The sequence below is a fragment of the Chryseobacterium lathyri genome, assembly GCF_003290185.1.
Classification (GTDB): domain Bacteria; phylum Bacteroidota; class Bacteroidia; order Flavobacteriales; family Weeksellaceae; genus Chryseobacterium; species Chryseobacterium lathyri.
In genome coordinates this window covers 318,414-336,130 of the sequence record NZ_QNFY01000002.1, presented here as the reverse complement: position 1 = coordinate 336,130, position 17,717 = coordinate 318,414, and the positions used below count along the sequence as shown (strand labels likewise).

The following is a 17,717-nucleotide window of genomic DNA, read 5'->3' as shown; positions in this document are numbered from 1 at the left end:
GGGATGAAATACGCGGTTTTAGGTACGGAAATTATAAGGACAACAAATGTTCTCTGTAATTTTTAGAGACAGGAAGTTCAATTTGAGTAAGCGAAATGGTATCCGCATTTTTCCAGGCCTTAAAATGAGAAGGATTGATGAGGTGTGAACGATGAACCTGAATCAAAAAATCAAAATCATTCTGAATCTTTTTAAGCGTGCTGCGAATGAGTTTTACCTTAACTTCATTTCCTTCTACAAAGAAAATCTCAACATAATTCTGAGCATTGGAAACACAAATCAGCTCATCCCTTTTAATTTTTAAAATATCCAGCTTATTGTCTCCCCTAATGATGATGGTGTCATCCTGTGCAGGAATTAATGAAACTACATATATTCTTGCCAAAACTATGATGGGCGTTGAAATCAAAGCTGATTTAAGAATGATGGTCTCTAAAAATTTGATAAACCCATATCCTCCATTCAAAATAGGGCTCTTATAAAAACAATATGTGCCTATCCAAAAAAGAAATTGAAAAAAAACAATGCTTATTAATTCAAACCCAATGTTCCATTTTGCCAGTTTCCCGTAAACCTTTTTCTGCAGCAAAGCAATAACCCCATAACACAGAAATGCAATGATGCTAAATCCAATACTAATAATAATCCATACCTTAAAACTAATGGTTCCGTCGTCAAACGGTCTGATAAAAAAAGCAAAAATGAAAAGCCACATACTCAGGAAAGCTCCTATCAGTAAGTGATGCTTAAGGGAAGGGTTTAATCTTTTCATTGAATAAATCAGCTTGGCCCGAATGATCCGGATCTATAATTACATCTGAAATATACGTAAATAATATACGGGTTGATTACTTCAATTAATGGATAACAAAAAAATCCTGAGACATTTGTCCCAGGATTCCCTTTCTACTTTGCTCAATATTACTACTTAGATGACTTTGCTTTTTTCTTAGCTTTTCTTTCTGCTTTAGTTGTTTCTGAAGGTTTCGTAGCATCTGTTGCTGTTTCTGCACTTACTGTTGCCGTAGCATCAGCTGTGGCAGCCGGAGTTGCTGCTGCATCTACCGTAGCCGTTGCTGTGGTATTTTGTGGTTGAGCACTGGCATCAGTAGTAGTACTTGTCTGGGTGTTCTGCTGTTGAGTCTGAGTGGTCTGGTTATTAGACGTATCGGCTGGTTTTTGTGGTTGTGTCTGTGTTTGTGCCGATACTGCGATTACACCGACTAAAGTAAACGCTGCAGTTAAAACTAATTTTTTCATAATGTAATATTTTAAATGATTGTTTAACTTAAACGACACTCTTTTTATTAAATTATGTGTAAAGTTCTTATTTAACGTACTTTATCATTATTTAAGATATTTTACAACAGAAGGTTTACTTTGCAATATTCTTCATCATTTTTTCCACAAACTCAAATGCAGCCGGACATATGACGGTGTTTTTCAGCATTAAATTATTGATCTGGTAGATCTTTTTACGGTCTGTGTGCGGATATTCCCGGCAGGCTTTGGGCCTTACTTCATAGATGGAGCAGGTATTGTCATTATTAAGGAAAAAGCAGGGAAGATTCTGGAGTACCTTATCATTATCTTCATCCACCCTTAAAAACTTAGCTTCAAAATCAGCCTGCTTCATTCGCAGATGTTTTGAAATACGCTCTATGTCTTTTTCCGTATATAAAGGTCCGGTTGTTTTACAGCAATTAGCGCACTGAAGGCAATTCACTTCATCAAAGACTTCATCATGGGTTTCCTGAACAATATAATCAAGATTCTTGGGCGGTTTCTTTTTCAGTCCGTCCAGAAATTTTTTATGCTCTTTCTGCTTTTGTAAAGCCTGCTTTTTATAGAAGTCTAAATTCATTTATTCTTTATCTCCTGCTATAGGCGGAAGATCTGCTTTTTGATGGTCATTAATTTTATCAAGGTCCAATATTGTTGTAAGATCATTATTGTCCGGATAATACATCAGGGTAAATCTTGCTCCGTAAACAATTTCTGCCGACACATAGGAAGATCTCTGGACCACTGTATTGGAAAAGACTTCATCAAATGCGCGGACCTGAACAATGATCTCAATATCCGTGTTCTTAAAATCTTCTTCAGAAAACCCGTAAAACGGCGAATCTTCCTTGATCTCATGCACAACGGTCCAGTTTAGCGCCAAAGTATTGATTTTGCTCAGATGGGTCTTTAAAGAATAAAAATTACTTTTCGGAGTTCCCTCTTCGATCACTTCAATAGCCGCTGAAACAATAACATCAGCATCCGTCAGAGCATTATTTTTATAAGGAGCCAGCCTGAACATTAAAGCCCTTGATTCTTTAAACGGAGCAATAACGGCTATATCTGAAAACCGGAGGTAAGCTCTCGGCCTTGAAAATCTTCCGTAAAAAAGCCCAGTTGCAATAGCAAAGGTAAGCAATCCCAGAAAGGCTTCAAAAGTAGCCACCAAGCTTGCCATAAAGCCTACAGGAGCAATCCTCCCATATCCTACTGTGGTAAAGGTCTGCGAGCTGAAGAAAAATACATCAATGAACTCGTTCAGTGGATCGCTTTTATCAATTCCGGTAAGATGCTCTACCCCAATAAGATAATAAATCATTGCGAATACAAGATTAATCAGGACATAAGCAATCACCAGATAGGATAAGAAACGGAAAGTAGACAGGTTCAGCATGGTATGATACCAGCTAAGCCTATTGAATACATTCACGCCTCTCCGTTTTACATTCGGAAGCCCGTCCTTATTGATGAATCTGCCGGAAGCATTGCTACCAAAGCCACTGTTTTCAGTATTTTTCTGACGGATTTTCTGTCTGAAGCCTCTAGCCATATATTATTTTATTTGTTGAGGTAACTGCAAATGAGCAAATTCACTTTTACCCATTCTCCCCTTTTACAATGCAAAGATAAAATATTGTTTTCATGAAATTTATCAAGCTGCTGATTGATTTTTTAATTTGATTTTGCAGTACATTTGAACTATGAAAAAACTGGAATCAAGAGAGGATATTGAGCATCTTGTCAATTCATTTTATGCCAAAGTCGTTAAAGATGAAACGATTGGTTTTTTCTTTAATGATGTAGCCAAAGTAGACTGGGACAAGCACCTTCCGAAAATGTATTCATTCTGGGAGTCTATTCTTTTTGGACAGATGAGCTATAAAGGAAATCCTATGGCTGTTCATTTTCCAATCAATGAAATTCAGTCTATGGAGCAGAGACACTTTGATCAGTGGCTGAAGCTTTGGAAAGAGACCATTGAAGAGAATTTTGCCGGGGAAAATGCAGATATGGCCATTTACAAATCTGAAAATATCGCCAGGCTGATGGCTTATAAAATGGAACTCGCCAGGAGACTGTGACACGGTCGAGAATCAGAGCGTTTGGAGGTGAAAATTGATTATGGGACGATAACCGTAAAAATATAAGCTGCGAGATTCACCAATAAAACAGTTCCGTACAGAATATTCGTTTTTCCACGGCTTAAGGAAAGCATTACAATAAATACAGATAACGACAGCAGGATAATATCCTTTTTATCGAGCCCCAATACCAACGGTATGTCATAGACGATACAAACGGTAGATACAGCCGGAATTGTTAAGCCAATACTTGCCAAAGCAGATCCTAATGCCAAATTTAAGCTGGACTGTATTTGGTTGCTTCTTGCCGCACGTATGGCAGCCACTCCCTCAGGAAGAAGTACAACCCCTGCAATAATTACCCCTACCAAAGATTTCGGAGCGCCGATACTTTGTACCATTCCTTCGATGGTTCCGGAAAGCCCTTTGGCCATCAACACAACAATTACCAGACAAACTACCAGAAAAACAAAGCTTATAAGTGTCTTTTTCAACGACGGAATATAATGTTCTTCCGGATGCTCATCAGGAACAATAAAATAGCTTCTGTGGCGTACGGTCTGTACCATCAGGAAAATTCCGTAGATCACGAGACAGGCAATGGAAATAAAAATAAGTTGTGCTTCGTTGTAGAAAGGTCCGTTGACACTTGAGGTAAAGTTGGGAAGGACAAGGGTAAGAACAAGAATTGAAACAATACTTACCAGATAGGTCGTAGCTGAAGTTCTTGCAAAAAACTGTTCATGATATTTTACGCCACCTATAAGGATACAAATTCCCAGAATTCCGTTAAGAATAATCATTACGGCAGCAAAAACGGTATCTCTGGCCAGCGTGATCGCCTGATCTCCGCCGGCGACCATCAGCGAGATGATGAGCGCAACTTCAATAATGGTGATACAGAGTGCCAGAATAATTGTTCCAAAAGGCTCCCCTACTTTATGAGCCACCACTTCTGCGTGATGTACTGCGGATAAGACACTTCCGGTAAGCAGGATTCCTGCAAGAACATCATATAAAATTCCGGTTCCCATCAGTCCGGAAAAGTAATACCCTACAGCAAGGACAGGGAAAATATACGTATAATGTAAAAATTCTTTCAATCTCATAAAGTGTCTACAAAATACAAAAAATCTATGAAATTTGAAATATCAAAAGAAAATATTAATCATATTTTAATCTAATACGTAAGAAGTCTGAAGTTGGAAGCGCGAAGTTATTGAGGTCAAAAAGGATGACCACTACCTCCTTAACTTCCAGCCTCTCTCTTCCACTTTCCTTCCTCTTAGTGCATCCACAGGTTAAAATCCAGAAAATCTGTCAGCATATGAAACAAAAGACCTATGCCTACAATTCTGATATTACCTTTAAAAAAGAGCAGCAAAAAATACACCGCAATAGCATAATAAGAATGTAAAATGTGAAAACCTATACTATTTCTTGACGGATCAAAAACAGGATTGGCAAAAATATGGTCCAGATCTACGAGCATGGTAGCCAACATAATAAGATAAGCTTTCTTCCAGTTTTTGCGGAAAAAGATAAGGGCTATAAAAACCGGAAAAACCAAATGTAAAAAGTAGTGTGTGAATGTTTTAAGTAATACAGTGTCAGATAAAGTCATTAATAATCAGTCAGTTTTTTAGGATTATAGATTCCTACCATCTTAAAATTAATGGTAGCTCTGCCTTCTTCGCTTTGATTTTCAGCCAATAACCGTTTGCTTTATTCCCGTAAAAAATATAGTCTATATCAGAAAGTATTTTTTTCTCTGCTGGTGAGAAAATACTTAATGAAGAGATCAGCATCGGACTGTTTCTGACGAAGATATAGTTTTCTTTGAGCTTTGGGGATAACACGATCGGTTTTCTGGTAGATTTTATGATAAAATTTCCTTCCCTTCTCTCTATCTGATTAGGCTGAAAAGGGATCGCAGTAAACTGATCCTGGGCATTGAGCCATTTTTGATGCTGAAAATATGCCCATGTCCTTTCAGGAGAAGAACTTTGAAGATTGATCACATAATTAGGCTGAATAATTTTCTGAAAGGTCTTTTTCTCTATTTCATTAAAATTATCGTCGTAGCCGTAGCTGATGATGGTATCATTCACCTGCTCGAGATCAGCAGTTGCTTTAAAATAACTGATTTGGGCAGAATCCGCGATCGTTTTATCAAAAAGACGAGCGTAATTCTTCACATTACGGCCATCCAGCTCTATCTCTAAAAAATGATTTTTCTTCTGAAGATCTTCCACAATGGAAGCTAAAGATCCGGTTTCCGATGTGTTTTTTATTTCAATTTCATCGGATTTTAATTCAATGGAAAAATTCTGAATTGTTTTTCCTGAAATGAAAGAAACACTTCCTAAAGCATTATTGATCAACTCATCTGCATTCAGTGTCCTTTTTTCGGAGGAATGAAGCTGCTGGCTAATATTTTCAAAACCTGAAGCGGAACTTCCTATGAATCCGTTTTCGTCTTCTATTCTTACAAAAATCTGATCTTTTTGAAAGACGTTTTTTCCTTTGCTGATAAACTGATGATTCTTTAAATAAGTCAAGAATTTTTGTGGGTCTTTTAATTCAACCACACTGTACCATTCTGAGAATCTGGTGCCCTTGAAATGGAAAATCTGCAAAAAATCCGGGGTTTTGATTCCTGAATCCTTTAATGAAATCGTTTTTTTATCTTTCTTTTTACTCTCTGTCCATTTTGAGGGATGGGCAATGAAGCTTGAAATATATTGCCCTGTTAATCTTTTTACATCGATCAAAATAACGACATCTGCATTTTCAGGAACAAATTTTAATGTTTTGTTTTTATAGAAAAATACAAAATAGAGCGCAGCAGCGAGTAAAAGGGTTAACGGGACAATAATTTTTTTCTTCTTCATTTATAATATTTGAGGCTTTTTTTCTTCTTCATTCATTTTAAAGATCTCATCGAACAGGTCAAAGAAGTACATTAAGCTGTTTTCTGAAGAATTTTTAATATTGTAGTCTATTTCCGTTTCTACGCTTTCTCCTTTCACCTCTGTTTTATAATACATTTCACCCACATTTTTTCTGAAAAGATCCAATGATTTTCTTTCCGAAGGAGTTTTAAATTCTTTTTCCAAACCAATTAAAAGTTTCTGAACATCCAATCTTCCGGATAAAGGATATTTGGAAGAATCTTTTGCCCATTGCTTTGAGGTATCGGACTGGCCTTGAGGGGTAAGATTTTCTGTAGAACTCGTAAGATAAACGATACCTTCTTTTACAACGAAGTACAGCTGATCCATATATCCGTCGCCTTTCTCATCCTTAAAAGAGTATATATTTCCGGTTTTTGAGAATTTCTTAGACAAATGCTTATTGGTGGACAATACGTTAAAAACACGGTTCCAATAGCCTTCGTTTTCTGTTGCAAAAGCAAAGGTAAAATTGGGAACGGCCACTTCTTTGGTTTTCTTTACTTCTTTTTCATTGTAATCATCATCATATTCGTAATCGGTATAGTCTACTTTTTTGGACTTTAATTCATTCAGAACAAAGATTCCGTTTCCCGGGGCTATTTTAGTGATGGCTTCTTCATCCAGAACAATTTTCATGGTTTCCATCATCAGCTCCATTTCTTTTTTATATTCGCCGTCTCCGGTATCCTGAAGAAGGTCATACATCATATCAAAAGACTTGGCTCCGTTGACGTTAATTACATAGTAACCAATGCTTTTTTCGTTGATCAGTGCTGCCAGCTTTTTGTTTTTCTTTCCTTTATAAACAGAGGAAATGGTTTTCTGTATTTCCGGATTTTTATGCTGATAATTATTGACAAGCTTTACTTTATCTTTGTCAAAATACAAATTGTAATAGGAGTTTGAATCGTATGCATTTCTTAAAAACTGTCCAAATTTAAAACGCTCCATCATTTTTCCATAAACCCCATCATTGACCATTCTTCCGTAATCTGTATAAACATAGGCATCGGAATTAGGATCTCTGAACGTAAGCATGGCTTTCGGAACTTCAATTTCTAAGTTTGAGCTGAAGTATTGGTCGAAACGCTCTTCCGCAATTTTCTTTACAATCTTGAAGTTTTCAATACGCACAGAATCCAGTTCTTTCTGGTATGCCGAATCTATTTCAGCTTCTGCATATTCCTCTTCTTTTGGATACACTTCAGTTTCACCTTCAGAATGCTGGGTATCTACATTTTCCTTAGGATATTTGTGATTCTTTTCCAGGTACTTGATATCTTTCTGAATTCTGGTAATTTCCTTGTTATTCTCCCTGATATTGTCTTTTAAATATTTAATATCTTGTTTCAGACTTATTATTTCTTCCTTATAATCGAAAGGCTTTTCCGGTTCTATGGTATAAGCGCTGTCCACAGCAACAGCCACACTGTCTGCAGCGGTTGCAGCACTATCCAGTACAATACTAGAAGACCAGGTATCTTTATACGGTTTGGTATAGTTTACCATACTCAAAACAGCACGGTCATTATTCCAGGCAACAAAAATATGATCATCTACATCCACATAAGAATAATTCTTTTTCTTTGAGATCTCCAATCCTTTTTTCTTGGTAGAATTGATGAATTCCTGGAACTTTTCTTTGTTATCTACAATAAAATGAGTGGTATACGTCTGTATCGAATCATTAAAACTGGCATAATGATATTGGGTGGCATCATATTTAATGCCCGTCTTGGAATAATCATTCCACGAAGATTTTTCTTTGCTTTTTTTGCTTAATTCATGTAGTAAAGGATTAAGCTTTTGCCAGTTGATTTTCTGGTTCAGCTGTTTCCCGTTGATTTCCATATAAAATACAGCATCAGTAGGAAGTTTCATGCTTTTTTGCGAAAAAAGGAGCATAAAACCAAAAAGTACGAAAGTGATTATTTGTGTTTTTAATAATAGAGATTTCATGGTTGAGTGTTAATATTTATTGAAATAATATCGTGTTTTGTAATTGTTTTTTTTGAAAGATCAGGTCTAGAATATCCGCTTCCAATTTTAATGCTTTCTTATTCGGAGCCAACAGATATGCGTTGTTCGTCTGGGATTTTACGGCATTTTCAAACTGCATTACAGAGGTATATCGGGCATTATTGAAGATTTCTTTATCTGCCTTTCCCATTTTGTCGTAGTCCTCCTTGAAAGTATTGACTTTGTTTCTGGTCAATAATTTTTTCTGAAGATTCTGACTGTAAATTTGGGTAGGAATCATTTTACCAAGGATATTTTTGGCTTTCAGCTGCTCCAGCCCTGCATTGATATTTTCAATCTTTTTAAAATTACAGCTCAGCTTGATGATGTAGTTATCAAAATCCATTGAAGTTTTTACATTGCTGATCCCCGGAGTTGCTTTAAAAATTCTGGCCGCTTCATTGATTTTATTTTCAATTTCACTTTTTTTAGGAACTTTTTTTCCGTTAATTGTCTCCATTTTAGAAATGGAAGCCAGCCTTGTTTTGCTTTTGCTGGCATTCAGAATAATGGTATACTCTCCTGTTCCGTCGGCTTTGACATTCACTTTATCCAAAATATCAAAACAACTTGTCAGCAATAATAAAGGAAAAAGCAGTAAAAAAAGCTTCAGAAAATTTTTCATAATTGAGTTTTAAAACACAAAACTACTCAATTCCGTTTGAAAATACTTTATGGACTCTGTTATTTCACTGAAAACAGCCATTTTTTCAAATTCTGCCTTTCAAATAATCCTGTCTTACTTCCTCATCCAACTTTTCAATGGCATATCTCAGACAGGTTCTCGGCATTTTCTGATAATGTTTATTCAGGAAGCTGATGAGCTCTATTTCATTTTTCTGACCCATTTCTCTAAGCAGCCATCCGTTTGCCTTATGCATCAGGTCATGAGTATGTTTAAGGTTTTTGGTCACAAATTCTTTAGTCAATTCAAAAGAACCCTTTTTCACATAATGCATTGTACCTACTACAGCAATTCTCTTATGCCACATTTCTTCAGAATCCGAAAGATTTCTCAACAGTTCTTCCTTTCCGTTTTCAAAAGCATATCTCCCTAAAATTTTGTAGCAGCTTGAATCCACCAGATCCCAGTTATTGACATGCGGAAGATGATCCAGATAAAACTGGACAATTTCTTCTTTCACAGTCTTATCCTTTGTTTTTTCAAATTTAGAGATCAGCATGAAGAGTGCAGTTAGCCTGTGCTCATGATATTTTGAAGATAACAGAACACTGAGGTCCTGCAGGCTTATCTTTGAGTAATATTCTTTAGCAACAGATCTCTGATCCGGTACTTTCACACCTAAAAACAGATCTCCCTCACCATATTCTCCTTTTCCTGTTTTGAAGAACCTCGGGAAGAATTCAGCTTTTTCGGGAATGGACAAAACTGCTAATGCTTCTTCTATTTCTTTAATTATATTGTTCTTCATCTTTATACAAATCTTTATGATGTACTGTCTTTACGAAAAATAAATGAGTGCCATTTTTAAATATATTGAGCCAAGAACCATCAGGTAAAACCTTTGTATCAAAATCTAAACCTCGTGAAAAAATTCCTGAAAAATTTTCAACTGCATACCATTGATCTGAAAAATTAGTAACCACAATAGGAGAATTATCTAATTTTCCGGTACCACTATTACTTATTGTTCTGTATAAAAGCTGCAGCTGGGTGGAATACAATTCACTTTTTACAAGATTTCCTGTCTTTTTATATAAATTTGATAAATCTGTAAGGAGTTCCTTATTGAGAGGATTTTTCTGATAAAGAGACATTGCTTTTTCTAAAACTTCTGAAACTTTTTTAGGAGATATTTTCCTTCCTGTAAATTTTGTAATTTCGTTTAATTGTTCATTAAACTGAATCCTTTTGTATCCATAATCGACATAATTATTTCCATAGTAAACATAATTAAGCTGCTCCTGATTCAGGCTTTTAGGATCTCTTTTGAAAATCTCTACAACATCATAATAATACTTCTGTGGATTTTCAGCCACGTTCTTTTTAATCTCCTCAACATTGACCTGAGAAAAGTATAAACCAAAGCACAGAATAAAAATAATTTGAAATAATTTATTCATCTCAATTCGTGTTTTTAATTAAGCATGCTCATCTGTCACAATACCCTGCGCTTCCTCTTCTTTTGCAATGGCTTTCGGATTGGCTACTTTTGCAATGGTAAGTCCCTGAACGATAATCGAGAACACAACTACACAGTAAGTGATACTTAATATAATTTCGCTGTATTCGCTTTTTGGAATAGACATGGCTAATGCTATGGAAACTCCGCCCCGGATTCCTCCCCAGACGAGAACTTTTACCGTTTGCGGACTAAATCTTGTTCGCAGGGACATAAATTTCGTAGGTACCCAGATCGAAATGAAACGGGCAATTAAAACGACTGCAATTGCCAGTAAACCAGGAACCATAAAGTGCTTTAAATCCTTGATCATCAGTAGTTCAAAACCGATGAACAGGAATAGAACAGCATTAAGAATTTCGTCGATCAGCTCCCAGAATTTGATGAGGTAATCCTGGGTAATGGATTTCATTTTGAACCTTACATTAAAATTACCCATGAATAAACCTGCGGCAACCATCGTCAGAGGTCCGGAAATATGCATCTGTCTTGCAACAAGATAGCCTCCCATTACTACGGAAAGCGTTACCAGAACAGAAATAATATAGTCGTCCACCTCACGCATCAGCCTGGAAGTGATCCACCCCAGCAAAACACCAAGCAGAATTCCTCCGCCGGCTTCTTTCATCAGAAGTAATCCTATACTTTCGACACCCAGATCTACTTCTTTCCCGATGGCAAGCTGCATAACGACTGTAAACACCACTACGGCCATACCATCATTGAAAAGAGATTCTCCAGCCACTTTAGTTTCCAGAGATTTGGACACATTGGCCTGTTTCAGAATACTTAAAACAGCCACCGGGTCAGTAGGCGAAATAAGTGCACCAAAAAGCAAACAATAGATAAACGGGAGATGAATCCCTAAAAAAGGCAGTAAATAAAACATCCCGAATCCCACTACAAATGTGGAAATAACCACTCCGGCCGTAGAAAATATCAAGACCGGCCTGAACTGCTCCTTAAGATCGTTAATATTAATATGGATCCCTCCCGCAAAGAGAAGGAAATTAAGCATTGCGCCCATCAGAACTTCTGTAAAGTCTATACTGTTCATTAACTTATTAAGATGCCCAAAAGTTCTCGGAAGCACTGTCTCTCCAAACATTACCAGAAAAATAGAAACTACAATGGCAATGACCATAATCCCGATGGTGCTGGGAAGCTTCAGAAATCTGTAATTGAGATAGGCAAAAATTGATGCTAATACTATTAAGGCTGAAAATGAATAATATAACTCCACTAAAGTGTTTTTTTTAATTAAGGTCTGAATAAAGTATTTTAATATAGAGCTTGCGCCCGTCTTTTTCCCAGATATCAAATGTTCCGTCTTTGGCCGGCTGTGATGCCCTTGTATAGTCTTTTCCGATATTCAGAATATTAAGCAGGATATATTCATCTCCTACAGAGTTGACTAAATAGGCTGTTTTTTCAGAGGTCCCGTTACCGGAATTCTTTATCCCTCCGGTAAGCAATCTGAACTGGCTCAGATGATGTACAAAATTATTTCCGTCTTTTCGGAAATCATAAGCTCTCAGAAGAACCAGAAGTATATCCAGATTGGTAGGATCTTTACCGTAGAGGACTTTGCCCAGCCTGATGCATTCATCGAAATTACTTTGTTTAAAAGCATCTGTAAGACTCTTGAAACTTTCATCACTCGATGAAACTTTATCATCCCTGAAATTTCGGCCGTAATAAAGATACTGAGCTTCAATACTATCCAGGGATTTAGGATATCCTTTATATTTAAAAATCAGCTTTTCATAATTGTAGGGAGAATCCGGATTTTTAAGATTCTTCTCAATATTTTTCAAATCAATTTCTGATTTCTGGCTGAAACCAAAAACAGAAAAGAAAATCAATAACAGGAAAAAGTGATATTTCATTAATCGTTGTTTTCTTCTTCCTCATCGTTGTCAAAATACTCGAAAAGGAAATCATTGTATGGGAATCTGGAGATATGGATCTTCATCACCTCATCGTAGATCATTTTCTTCATTTCCGGGAAATTTTCTTTCGTCAGCGCAGAAATAAATACTGTCGGATACTTAGATTTAGCCATCCATGTTTTTTTCCACTCCTCCAGAGAAACATTCTTTTTTGTAGACGGCGTAAGATCATCCTCATCTTTTTTATCGTAACTGAAGTCATCAATTTTATTAAAGACCATGATCATAGGCTTCTGATGGGCATTGATCTCCATTAACGTCTGATTAACAGATTCTACCTGATCTTCAAAGCTTTCATGGGAAATATCTACCACATGAATAAGCAGATCTGCTTCACGCACCTCATCCAGCGTAGATTTAAAAGATTCCACAAGCTGCGTAGGAAGCTTTCTGATGAATCCTACCGTATCAGTAAGCAAAAACGGTAAATTACCAATAACCACCTTTCTTACCGTTGTGTCTAAGGTTGCAAACAATTTATTTTCTGCAAAAACCTCAGATTTGGAAAGCGCATTCATCAGCGTAGATTTTCCAACATTGGTATATCCCACCAAAGCAGCACGTACCACCTTTCCGCGGTTGTTACGCTGGGTAGCCATTTGCCTGTCGATGGTTTTCAGTTTATCTTTTAACAGGGAAATTCTGTCACGGATGATACGGCGGTCAGTTTCAATCTCTGTTTCCCCGGGACCTCTCATCCCGATTCCTCCTTTCTGACGTTCAAGGTGAGTCCACATTCTTGTCAGACGTGGTAAAAGATATTGATATTGTGCCAATTCTACTTGTGTTCTTGCGTAGGAAGTCTGTGCTCTCTGTGCAAAAATATCAAGGATAAGGTTGGTTCTGTCAAGAATTTTCACCTCTATTTCTCTTTCGAGATTTTTAAGCTGAGAAGGAGACAATTCATCATCGAAAATAATGGTTCCTATCTCGTTTTCTTTTACATATTCTTTTATTTCCTGTGCTTTTCCGCTTCCAATAAAGGTTTTAGAATCCGGTTGAGTTAATTTTTGAGTAAAACGTTTTTGAACCGTTGCACCTGCTGTGAAGGCTAAAAACTCAAGTTCATCCATATATTCCGTTAGCTTATCTTCATCCTGATTTTGGGTAATAACCCCCACCAAAACTGCTCTCTCGTAATTATGTTGTTTCTTATCTAGCATTAATTTCTGTCTATGTTTATGATTTTTACAAGATACCAATTTCAGGAAAAAAAACAAAATCATTTTTTAAATTTCCTTCTTTTTTAATGTTAATTTAAGTTTATAATATCATTCATTTGTAAAAAATTAATACCTTTATAACGCTGATTTGTAATTAATAATCCATTAAAATTACAAATATTGTAAAAACTAACACCAAGATCATGAATTCCCATATTAAATGTATGATTATTGATGATGATGAACTGGACAGACTGGTTCTCCAGCATCATGTCAGGCAGTACGATAATATAGAGATTGTTGCGTCTTTTAATTCGACGGAAAAGGCAGTTCCCCATCTGGAATTCCCAATCGACCTGTTGATCTGCGAAACTAGGCTTAGCGGAATGAGCGGATTGGAATTCAGGAAACTGGCCTATAAGATTCCCGTCTGCATCTTCGTAAGTTCCCAACCGGAGCTGGCAGCAGAAGCATTTGAAATTGATGCCCTGGATTTTGTAACAAAGCCCCTTAAAGCAGAACGTTTCCAGCATTCCATAGAAAAAGTCTTCAATTTTTTTGAAATGAAAAAAAAATGCGAATGCTTTGATGCTATTCTCGGTGAAAACTGTATTAAGATAAAAGAAAACGGTAACATTTCTCAAGTCAGACTTACCGATATTCTTTACCTCGAAGCTTTAAAAGACTATACCCGGCTTGTTACGCATGAAAAGAAACACTGTGTTCTAGATTCCCTGGGAAACCTCCTTCATAATAGCTTCTTCGATTCTTTTATAAGAATCCATCGCAGCTATGCCGTACCTCGTCATTTCATCCGCGGAAAAAACAGCCATGAAATAGAACTGATCCATCAGATCAGGCTTCCCATAGGCAGAACTTACAAAGAAAGTCTGTCCTTCCTTAACCATTAACGACTGAATACCAACATTTTTACTATAAAATGCCGTTGGTCGATTTTTTTGACCGTTAGTCTATTTTCCTTCAATCCGGTTGCGATATGTGGTAATTTAGTGTTCACAAATTTTCTCTTGAAAACTTGGATAACCAATTAATAACCACAAAAATATTTAACATGAAAAGAACATCTATTCACTGCTTCTTTCTCATTCTGTTCACCTTTTCCGTCAGTATTTTGAGTGCCCAATCGGCAGTTCTGGCCACAGGAACAAATGCATCAGGAGGCAACGGCTCGGTTTCTTACAGTGTCGGTCAGATAGCTTATATGTACAAGGGAGCAGGCTCTCAGGTGTTGGAAGGCGTACAGCAGGCTTATGAAATCACGACACTTTCTGCCAGCGAAACCACAACAAAGCAAGAAGGCATTTTACTCTATCCGAATCCTACCAGAGATTATCTGTACATAGATTTTTCTTCTGTTCCGTATAAGGGATCGGAGTATCAGCTGTTCGACGCTCAGGGCAAACTGATCATAAAGGACGTGATCTCACAGCCAAAGTCCGAACTTAATCTTTCTTCTCTTCCTTCTGCGGTTTACATTATCAGAATCAATCAGAATGGAGAAAATTTAAAAACCTTTAAAGTCATAAAAAAATAAGCCATGAAAAAAATATTACTTTCTCTGGGGATCATGCTCGGCCTCTTTTTAGGGCATGCCCAGGCTCCGGAAAAAATGAGCTACCAGGCCATTATGAGAAACGGATCCGGTCAGCTGCTGATCAATCAAAGCATCGCTGTTAAAGTAAGTGTACTGCAGGGCTCTCCTGCCGGAACACTGGTCTATTCCGAAAGACTGACCGGAAACACAAACGCCAATGGACTTATCAGCATGGAAATAGGGACAGGAACCGTGCTTTCGGGAACTTTTTCTACCATAGACTGGCCAACGGGGAACTATTATCTGAAAACAGAAACCGATCCCGCCGGAGGTACCAATTACACGATAACAGGAACAAGCCAGCTATTAAGCGTACCTTATGCTATGTACGCTAAGTCTGCTGGCGGAACAGGCGGAAGTTTCACAATTCCTTATACCAATACAATAAATAATGCATCTACTCTATTTTCGCTGATCAATGACGGAGACGGAACTTCCGTGGAAGGCATCAACAATACAACTACTTCCAGCATTGCTTCAGTTCGGGGTATTGTAAACAACGTGGCACCAGGCGGATTTTCCAGTGGTGTCCGGGGTATCAACAATGGAACCGGAGGGCTCGGAGTTGGTGTCTGGGGAAGCCAGAATGGAAGCGGCTGGGGAGTTTACGGTGTTACGCCTAACGGATTAGGGGTCTATGGAAATGCAAGTGCCAACGGAACCGGAGTATATGCCAACAGTAATACAGGAACCGGGCTTACAGCAACCAGTAATAACGGAATCCCTGCAAGTATATCAATATTCAACAATGCCAATAATAACAACGCCCTCAATGTTTCCAGTGTCGGAAACGGAACAGTGGTGAATGTAACCACTACCGGAAACGGGGCCGGAGTACGCAGTTCTACAGGTGCCGGATTCGCGTTGCACGGCATTACAAGTGCACAGACCTCTGCAGGTATAATAGGTGATAATAACGGAGCCGGTGAAGCGGTAGTCGGCAGGACAACCAGTGATATTGCCGGGGCTGTAGTAGGACGTAATGATGGTGGAGGTTACGGTGTAAGGGGTTTTGTTGCGACCAACACAACCGGAACGGCTGTCGGAGTTTTAGGACAGGTAGGATTAAACAACAGTAAAGGACGTGCAGGACGTTTTGAAAATTTTAATGCCACCAACGAAATCAATAATGTATTTGAGGTAGAAACCAACGGTAATGGAAATATTCCGGATAATACCCAGGGTAATGCAGCTTCTTTCTTAGTTGATAATACAAACAGTGTAGGAGCGGCAGTAAGGGGTGAAGTGAATACTATTTTCGGAAACTTTGGTGCAGCAGGTATTTTTGGGGTTTCCTCAGGAACAGGAGGACGTGCAGGGTTATTTTATGCGTCAAATCCTGCAGGAAACGGCGCTGCATTAATTGCTTTAACTGATGGGAACGGAAATGCCATCACCGCCAACGCGGGTAAGGACGGAAACGGTGTTGAAACCAATATTGATGGAGCAGGAAACGCTCTGTATGCATGGGTTCCTACTTTTTCAACCGGGCGTGCAGGAAGATTTAACATCTTTAATGATGCCAATACAAGCGATGTAATAACGGTAACCACAGTAGGTAATGGTACTGCTGGAAATTTTAAAGTAGACAAGGTAACGGGTACCTCTCCCGCCGTGAAAGGGGAAGTAAATTCGCAGTTTGCTAATTTCGGAACTGCCGGTATTTATGGTATTTCTTCAGGTACCGGAGGGTATGGAGGTTTATTTTATTCCTCTAACGCAGGCGGCAGTGGACCGGCTTTATTGGCAATCACAGAAGGCAGCGGGAATGGTATTACCGCCAATGCCGGAGGTACAGGCGATGGTGTGGAAGCATCATGTGATGGAAATGGCAATGCAATTTCAGGCTTTATTCCTAATTTCGGTACGGGTAAAGCAGGAAGATTCGCCAACTTTAATAATGCCAACGGGCAGCCGGTGGTTCATGTAACGACAACTGGTACCGGATCTACCCTGCTTGTCAACCATCAGGGGCCGTCGGGAAATCTTTCTGTATTCCAAAGTGCCTCAGTAAACGTAGCCCGTATCGATAAAACCGGAAAAGGTTTTTTTAATGGCGGTACCCAAAGTAGTGGCGCAGACGTTGCCGAAGTCTTTGATGTGGAAGGGAGTATTTCTGAGTATGAAACCGGGGATATTCTTGTAATTTCTACAGATACGGACCGAACCGTTGAAAGATCTTCTAAGCCTTATTCTACACTTGTAGCAGGAGTATATGCGACAAAACCGGGAGTACTTCTTACTGAAGAACATATTGATTCTGACATTTCCGGTAAAGTACCAATGGGTGTGATTGGAGTTATTCCGACCAAAGTATGTCTGGAAGGCGGAAAAATTAAAAGAGGCGATCTTTTGGTAACGTCATCAAAATCAGGAACAGCCATGAAGGCCAATCCTAAAAAGGTAAAAATAGGACAGGTGATCGGAAAGGCTCTCCAGGATTACAATCAGAATGAAACAGGAAAAATCCAGGTATTGGTTAATATTAAATAAATTATC

The 17,717-nt window shown here is 38.1% G+C and carries 18 protein-coding genes; 4 read left to right on the top strand and 14 right to left on the bottom strand.

Annotated elements, in window-relative coordinates; all coding sequences use genetic code 11:
• Positions 1-31: 31 nt before the first annotated feature.
• The 4 genes from DRF61_RS03865 to DRF61_RS03850 all read right to left on the bottom strand — a co-directional run bounded on the left by DRF61_RS03865 (position 32) and on the right by DRF61_RS03850 (position 2,836).
• Positions 32-772 carry a LytTR family DNA-binding domain-containing protein gene (locus tag DRF61_RS03865; protein WP_111954231.1) on the bottom strand — a complete coding sequence of 247 codons (741 nt, stop codon included), beginning with the start codon at positions 770-772 and terminating at the stop codon, positions 32-34.
• 152 nt (positions 773-924) lie between these two features.
• Entirely contained in the window at positions 925-1,260 is a 336-nt protein-coding gene (locus DRF61_RS03860; RefSeq protein ID WP_111954229.1) for a hypothetical protein, read from the bottom strand.
• 115 nt (positions 1,261-1,375) lie between these two features.
• A complete protein-coding gene (locus DRF61_RS03855) occupies positions 1,376-1,864 on the bottom strand; it encodes a YkgJ family cysteine cluster protein (RefSeq protein WP_111954227.1) in 489 nt (162 codons plus the stop codon).
• Positions 1,865-2,836, bottom strand: a complete 972-nt coding sequence (locus tag DRF61_RS03850; protein WP_111954225.1) for an ion channel — start codon at positions 2,834-2,836, stop codon at positions 1,865-1,867. It lies immediately after the preceding gene.
• 151 nt (positions 2,837-2,987) lie between these two features.
• On the opposite strand from DRF61_RS03850, the gene DRF61_RS03845 reads away from it, so the two are divergent.
• A complete protein-coding gene (locus tag DRF61_RS03845; RefSeq protein WP_111954223.1) occupies positions 2,988-3,368 on the top strand; it encodes a group III truncated hemoglobin in 381 nt (126 codons plus the stop codon).
• 38 nt (positions 3,369-3,406) lie between these two features.
• On the opposite strand, the gene DRF61_RS03840 is transcribed toward DRF61_RS03845, so the two are convergent.
• The 10 genes from DRF61_RS03840 to hflX all read right to left on the bottom strand — a co-directional run bounded on the left by DRF61_RS03840 (position 3,407) and on the right by hflX (position 13,603).
• Positions 3,407-4,477, bottom strand: coding sequence for a calcium:cation antiporter (locus tag DRF61_RS03840; protein WP_111954221.1), 1,071 nt, complete (start codon positions 4,475-4,477; stop codon positions 3,407-3,409).
• Positions 4,478-4,653: 176 nt separating this feature from the next.
• Positions 4,654-4,992: a DUF6122 family protein gene (locus tag DRF61_RS03835; RefSeq protein ID WP_111954219.1), complete on the bottom strand. Its 339-nt coding sequence runs from the start codon at positions 4,990-4,992 to the stop codon at positions 4,654-4,656.
• Positions 4,993-5,026: 34 nt separating this feature from the next.
• On the bottom strand, positions 5,027-6,262 hold the full coding sequence (locus DRF61_RS03830; protein WP_111954217.1) for a hypothetical protein: 1,236 nt from the start codon (positions 6,260-6,262) through the stop codon (positions 5,027-5,029).
• On the bottom strand, positions 6,263-8,206 hold the full coding sequence (locus tag DRF61_RS03825) for a hypothetical protein (protein WP_228452623.1): 1,944 nt from the start codon (positions 8,204-8,206) through the stop codon (positions 6,263-6,265).
• 94 nt (positions 8,207-8,300) lie between these two features.
• Positions 8,301-8,969, bottom strand: a complete 669-nt coding sequence (locus DRF61_RS03820; protein WP_111954213.1) for a hypothetical protein — start codon at positions 8,967-8,969, stop codon at positions 8,301-8,303.
• Between the two features lie 85 nt (positions 8,970-9,054).
• A complete protein-coding gene (locus DRF61_RS03815; RefSeq protein ID WP_111954211.1) occupies positions 9,055-9,777 on the bottom strand; it encodes a DNA alkylation repair protein in 723 nt (240 codons plus the stop codon).
• Positions 9,758-10,429: a DUF4919 domain-containing protein gene (locus DRF61_RS03810; protein ID WP_111954209.1), complete on the bottom strand. Its 672-nt coding sequence runs from the start codon at positions 10,427-10,429 to the stop codon at positions 9,758-9,760. The genes DRF61_RS03815 and DRF61_RS03810 overlap by 20 nt, the downstream gene beginning before the upstream one ends.
• A gap of 18 nt (positions 10,430-10,447) precedes the next feature.
• Positions 10,448-11,731 carry a cation:proton antiporter gene (locus DRF61_RS03805; protein WP_111954207.1) on the bottom strand — a complete coding sequence of 428 codons (1,284 nt, stop codon included), beginning with the start codon at positions 11,729-11,731 and terminating at the stop codon, positions 10,448-10,450.
• A 13-nt stretch (positions 11,732-11,744) separates the two neighbouring features.
• Positions 11,745-12,377: a DUF4919 domain-containing protein gene (locus DRF61_RS03800; RefSeq protein WP_111954205.1), complete on the bottom strand. Its 633-nt coding sequence runs from the start codon at positions 12,375-12,377 to the stop codon at positions 11,745-11,747.
• Entirely contained in the window at positions 12,377-13,603 is a 1,227-nt protein-coding gene (hflX, locus tag DRF61_RS03795; protein WP_111954410.1) for a GTPase HflX, read from the bottom strand. Before hflX ends, DRF61_RS03800 begins: the two co-directional genes overlap by 1 nt.
• A 203-nt stretch (positions 13,604-13,806) precedes the next feature.
• Between hflX and DRF61_RS03790 the strand changes: the two genes are divergently transcribed.
• The 3 genes from DRF61_RS03790 (at position 13,807) to DRF61_RS03780 (ending at position 17,711) form a co-directional block, all read left to right on the top strand.
• Positions 13,807-14,514: a LytR/AlgR family response regulator transcription factor gene (locus DRF61_RS03790; protein ID WP_111954203.1), complete on the top strand. Its 708-nt coding sequence runs from the start codon at positions 13,807-13,809 to the stop codon at positions 14,512-14,514.
• 161 nt (positions 14,515-14,675) lie between these two features.
• The gene (locus DRF61_RS03785) at positions 14,676-15,158 is read left to right on the top strand and encodes a T9SS type A sorting domain-containing protein (RefSeq protein ID WP_111954201.1); all 483 of its coding nucleotides are present in this window, start codon (positions 14,676-14,678) and stop codon (positions 15,156-15,158) included.
• A 3-nt stretch (positions 15,159-15,161) separates the two neighbouring features.
• Positions 15,162-17,711 carry a beta strand repeat-containing protein gene (locus DRF61_RS03780; protein ID WP_111954199.1) on the top strand — a complete coding sequence of 850 codons (2,550 nt, stop codon included), beginning with the start codon at positions 15,162-15,164 and terminating at the stop codon, positions 17,709-17,711.
• The last annotated feature ends 6 nt before the right edge of the window (positions 17,712-17,717 follow it).